Annotated in this window: 5 protein-coding genes; all 5 read right to left on the bottom strand. The window is 32.3% G+C overall.

Annotated features, from left to right (window positions below):
- Positions 1-280 precede the first annotated feature (280 nt).
- On the bottom strand, positions 281-2,521 hold the full coding sequence (locus L8D11_RS03195) for an NADP-dependent malic enzyme (protein WP_236870232.1): 2,241 nt from the start codon (positions 2,519-2,521) through the stop codon (positions 281-283).
- A 21-nt stretch (positions 2,522-2,542) separates the two neighbouring features.
- Positions 2,543-3,094: a NifU family protein gene (locus tag L8D11_RS03190; protein WP_236870231.1), complete on the bottom strand. Its 552-nt coding sequence runs from the start codon at positions 3,092-3,094 to the stop codon at positions 2,543-2,545.
- A 16-nt stretch (positions 3,095-3,110) separates the two neighbouring features.
- On the bottom strand, positions 3,111-3,944 hold the full coding sequence (locus L8D11_RS03185) for a TIGR01459 family HAD-type hydrolase (RefSeq protein ID WP_236870230.1): 834 nt from the start codon (positions 3,942-3,944) through the stop codon (positions 3,111-3,113).
- A gap of 5 nt (positions 3,945-3,949) precedes the next feature.
- Positions 3,950-4,585, bottom strand: coding sequence for an epoxyqueuosine reductase QueH (locus tag L8D11_RS03180; protein WP_272906025.1), 636 nt, complete (start codon positions 4,583-4,585; stop codon positions 3,950-3,952).
- Positions 4,586-4,699: 114 nt separating this feature from the next.
- Positions 4,700-5,116, bottom strand: coding sequence for a hypothetical protein (locus L8D11_RS03175; protein WP_236870229.1), 417 nt, complete (start codon positions 5,114-5,116; stop codon positions 4,700-4,702).
- Between the last annotated feature and the right edge of the window lie 301 nt (positions 5,117-5,417).

Here is a 5,417-nt window from a genome sequence, read left to right as displayed (position 1 = left end):
AACTTACTCTTCTCTATACGTTCTTCTGCTTCTCTTACTAAAAATGACATTTTGCCTCCTCTTTCGTATGTACTTATCTTTTCATTCTATCATATATGTTTCTTTCTGCCTATTATGCAATGGTCTTCTTTAAAAATTAATACTCACAACTAGCGTAATTATGCTATTTTTAAAAGTCAACAAAATAAATCATTTATGTCTGCTATCTTTCAAATTTCAAAAGAGGGCGATTAAATTTCATTATTCTATTTTCGTTTTAACTTGGTGGTGCCAAAGTTCCTTATATGCTCACGGCTATTGCTGCAAAATTTAAAATATCAGCTGAAGTTGCATTCATTGGAAGGATTTGCACAGCTTTGCTGAGCCCACATAACATTGGACCAATTGTTTTAGCTTGACCAAATTGCGCCAATAATTTTACTGCAACATCTGCGCTACTAAGAGATGGCATAATAAGAATATTAGCAGGGTTTTTAAGCCTGGAAAATGAATACATATCACTCTTACTAGGATTTAAAGCAAACTCAATAGATATCTCTCCTTCATATTCAAAATCAACATGCTTCATATCTAATATCTTAACAGCATCTGCTACTTTTTTTGCTTCCAAACTATTTGAGCTTCCAAAATTTGACGATGATATCAAAGCAATCCTAGGAATTAATCCTAATTTACTAACCTCAGCTGCACTTTGAATTGCAATATCTGCTAACTTTTCACTTGAAGGATTTTCATTAATTGTAGTATCAGCGATGAATATATTTCTATCATCTATTGTGACAATGCTTAAAGCAAAAAGTGTATGGTTTGTTCTGATGTCAATTACTCTAGTTATTTCATCAAGAGTTCTTGAGTAACTTCTAGTGATGCCAGTCACTAGAGCATCTGCCTTTTTATGGATTATCATCTCAGATGCGAATATATTTCTATCTCTGTTTACAAGTCGTATACAATCCCTATAAACAAAACCTTTTCTTTGGAACCTTTGATATATATGATTTGCAAAATCTTTAGTATCTTCTGATAAAGCTGCATTCATAATTTCTATTCCTGAGGAAGAAATATTAAGCTGTTTTAATTTCATGTTGATTACGTCTTCTCTACCAATTAGAATCGCTGTACCATATCCAAATTTATTCCAGTCAGATGCAGCTCTTAATACCTGATCTTCCTCACCCTCCGCAAATATTACTTTTTTAGGATTTTTATAAGTATTGGCAAAAAACTTATCCATAATTTTTGTTGATGGATTTAATCTACCAGAAAGTTTTTTTCTATAGGCGTCAAAATCTGTAATTTTTTCTCTTGCTACTCCTGAATCAATCGCTGCCTTTGCTACAGCTATAGAGACTTCTTCCATAAGTCTTGAGTCAAATGCAATTGGAATTATATAGTCTGGACCAAATGCGCAATTTCCACCAATGCATGACTCATGAACTTCTTCAGTAATTTCCGCTCTAGCCAAATTTGCCAAAGCATGTGCAGCTGCAATTTTCATTTCGTCATTTATTGTTGTTGCTTTTACATCAAGGGCGCCCCTAAATAAATATGGGAAACAAATAAAATTATTAACCTGGTTTTTATAATCTGACCTTCCTGTTGCAACAATTGCATCATTCCTAACTTCATATATTTCTTCTGGAGTAATTTCAGGGTCAGGATTTGCCATGGCAAAAATAATTGGTTTATTAGCCATACTTTTAACCATACTTTTCGATACAGCACCTTTTGCAGAGACACCAATAAATACATCAGCGCCGTGCATTGCTTCTTCCAGTGTTCTTAATTTTGTATCAACAGCTAGATTATCTTTCCATTTATTCATCCCGTCTATTCTACCCTTATAAATCACTCCTTTTGTATCACAGGTAATAATGTTTTCTTTTTTTACTCCCAGTGTAATTATTAAATTGATACAAGCAATTGCTGCTGCTCCTGCACCATTGACGACAATTTTTATATCTCCAATTTTTTTTTCAGTGATGTAGGTAGCATTGATAAGACCTGCAGCAGTAACTATTGCAGTTCCATGTTGATCATCATGGAATACTGGAATGTCCAGGCATTTTTTTAATGCTTCCTCAATAATAAAGCACTCAGGTGCTTTTATATCCTCTAAATTTATTCCTCCCCAACTTACCGCTATTTTTTTAACTATTTCAATAAATTTCTCTGGGTCAGTTTCGTCAACTTCTATATCAATAGAATCAATATCAGCAAAACGTTTAAATAATGCCGCTTTACCCTCCATTACAGGTTTAGATGCAGCTGCTCCTAAATTTCCCAACCCTAGAACCGCAGTTCCATTACTAATTACTGCCACAAAATTTCCTTTTGAGGTGTATTCATAAATTTTATTAAAATCCTTATATATTTCTTTACACGGTTCTGCAACACCTGGACTATATGCTAGTGATAAATAATGCTTGTTGATCAATTTTTTTGGTAAATTTATTGCAATTTTACCCTTTGGATTTTGAGAGTGAAAATCTAATGCTTCCTTGTATAATTTATTATCCATAAATATAGCTCCTACTTAAATTTATATTGATTCGACTGATTCAACTTCAGGAATGTAATGCTTTAGCATATTTTCTATACCTTGCTTTAATGTTATTGTTGAGCTAGGACAACCCTGACATGCTCCATGTAATTCTAAATAAACAATGCCATTTTCAAATTTATTATACACAATATCACCACCATCTTGTGCGACCGCTGGTCTAATTTTTGAGTCTAGAAGCTCAATAATTTGCTCTTCGATTTTTGAATTTGACTTATTTTTCTTTTTCTTATTAATATCAATTTCATTAACCACAGGTAGGCCTGCAATAAAATAATCTACAAGATTAGATAATATAAATGTTTTAATCTCATCCCAATTGGTGTTTTCATCTTTTGTGATGGATATAAAATCCTTTCCAAAAAACACAGATTCAACACCATTTATTTCAAATAACTGCTGTGCAAGAGATGATTCTTTACAGTCATCGTTTTTGCTAAATTGACGTGGTGAACCACGTTTTATAACCTCAATACCAGGAATAAATTTTAAGGTATTAGGGTTTGGAGTGTCTTGTGTTTGTATGAACATAGCTACAAGTTTAAATTTAATTCTTTATTATATCACTTAGAATGCTTAATACAAATGTTGGTTTTAGTGAATGCTCTTTATATAATCTTAACAAATTTTCCTCAGCAGGAAATTCTCCAACATTTATTTTTAAATCGTGTCTGTGAATTCCGCTACATACCAATGCACAATCAATACCCATATTCGTTGCTCCTTTGATATCGTTCTCCATGCTATCTCCAACAGCAAGAATTTTTTTAGACTTAGGTATGTCTTTTAAAGCATATTCATAAATTTGCTTATATGGCTTGCCAAAGTAAATTACTTCACCACCCAATTCTTCATATTTTTCAGCAATGACGCCAGGGCAGTGCACTACCTCACCATTTTTTTTAATGGAAGATCTGTCAGGGTTGGTACAAAGCATTGGGATTTTATATTGAACTGCCTTTTTTGCCAATTCCATTGCTTCCTCAAAATAATTTACAATGCCAGTAATAATACTGAAATCTGCATCTTGAGGGTGATTAACTCTTTGGTAGTATTTTATATTTGATATTACTTCTTCAGATTCTGGAGAGCCAAGATAAAAGTATTTTGTTCCAAATTTTTTCTTTTCGGCAAGCAATTCATTAACAAATTCACCAGATGCAATTAAGTCCTTGTATAAAGATTTATCAACATTAAAAGTACTCAGTAATTCTTGAATTGTTGATTTTCTCCTAGGAACGTTAGAAAAAAATATCACATCTTTTTTTAAGTCCCTTAGTTTATGTAAAGTTTCCAGTGCTCCAGGATATAGATGGTGTCCATCATATAAAACACCCCATAAATCCATAAGTAACACGTCGTAATTATTTAAGTTGATCATTAGCTTTAATAATAATTTTTTCCAATTTCTATTTCTGATTTACCATTTTGTGTTCTCCACTTATTAGTATCCCTTAAAGAATAAACGCAACCACAAAACTCTTGTTTATAAAAATTTTCATCTTTTGCTATTTCATACATTCTTGAACTGCCTCCGTTCTTTCTCCAATTATAGGTCCAATAGCTAATACCTGGGTACTTAGAAGTAGATTTTATCCCGCATTGATTAATCTGATCCATATCTTTCCATCTGGAAATGCCAAGAGAACTTGTGATAATTTCAAAACCATTTTCATAAGCAAATAATGCAGTTCTCTCAAACCTCATGTCAAAGCACATTGTGCATCTTTTTCCTCTTTCGGGTTCAAGTTCTAAGCCTTTTGCTCTCTTAAACCAATTTTGCACATCATAATCAGCATCGATAAAATCAATACCTAATTTTTTAGCATATTTCACATTCTCATCTTTTCTAATCTCATATTCTTTTTTTGGATGAATATTAGGATTATAAAAAAATATTGTTAAGTTAATTCCGGATTCCACCATTGCTTGAATGATTTCACCAGAGCAAGGTGCGCAACATGAATGTAGCAGTACTTTTGCGGGGTTTTTTGGTGGAATTAATTTTTCTCTTTTATTCAAAATAAGTGTCTTTAAAAATGACTAATATCCGTATGATACATAAATTATCATCTTATTCAATCATTGTTGATATTTTTAATTCGATAAAAAGAGCAACAAATATAAAGGTATGAGTTATTTACTTGGTAGGCCCCCAAAGGTATGCGCACTTCCTTTTGGAGCGAGCATTTTTACAAACGAAATTTTTTTATTATCCGTTAATTCGTAATGTTTATTTGGTTGTTGAATAATATTGACTTTACTTTTTATTAAGCCTTCAATTGCTGTTTCATTTGTAGGTAACTGCATAAATTCTGGCAGTATTTTATTGATAGCGCTTGCTATAGCTATAAAGACCCTCTTTAAAGAGGCGGCATCTGGATTGGAGCTAAATGGGTTCCAAGTATCTTTATGATTTAGATCGTAAAGATTTATTTTCCTTTCTCCTTTGCAAACCTCTTCGAAATACTTTGGATTTTCCTGTATGATGCGTTCAAATTTGTCATTATCTAATGTACATTCATCAGTCCTTGCGTCTTTGGAAATACACAAATCTATTTTTAACTCAGTTGCAAAATTTTTAAGGGAGGTTTGCCTCTCTTTTATTATATCGCTTAAATGATTTTTAATAATAGTAGAGATATTGTTATCGTCATTAAATGTTACCCCAAGTCTTTCACCAAATTGCTTTAACGCTTGAGGAGAATAAAATAAGGCCGTTGCATAAAGGAAGCATAAATATTAGATAGCGTATAAATAGGAAAAGTGCTAACCTTTGACCTAAAACAATACAGGTATCAAATGGATTTTGAAATAATAGTAAGAAAAAAAGAAAAAGGCGAGGTAGTATCAG

The sequence above is a fragment of the Candidatus Bandiella numerosa genome, from assembly GCF_021811875.1.
Taxonomy (GTDB): Bacteria; Pseudomonadota; Alphaproteobacteria; order Rickettsiales; family Midichloriaceae; genus Aquirickettsia; species Aquirickettsia numerosa_A.
The sequence above is the reverse complement of the archived record's forward strand: the minus strand, read 5'-3'. Positions and strand labels throughout refer to the sequence as shown.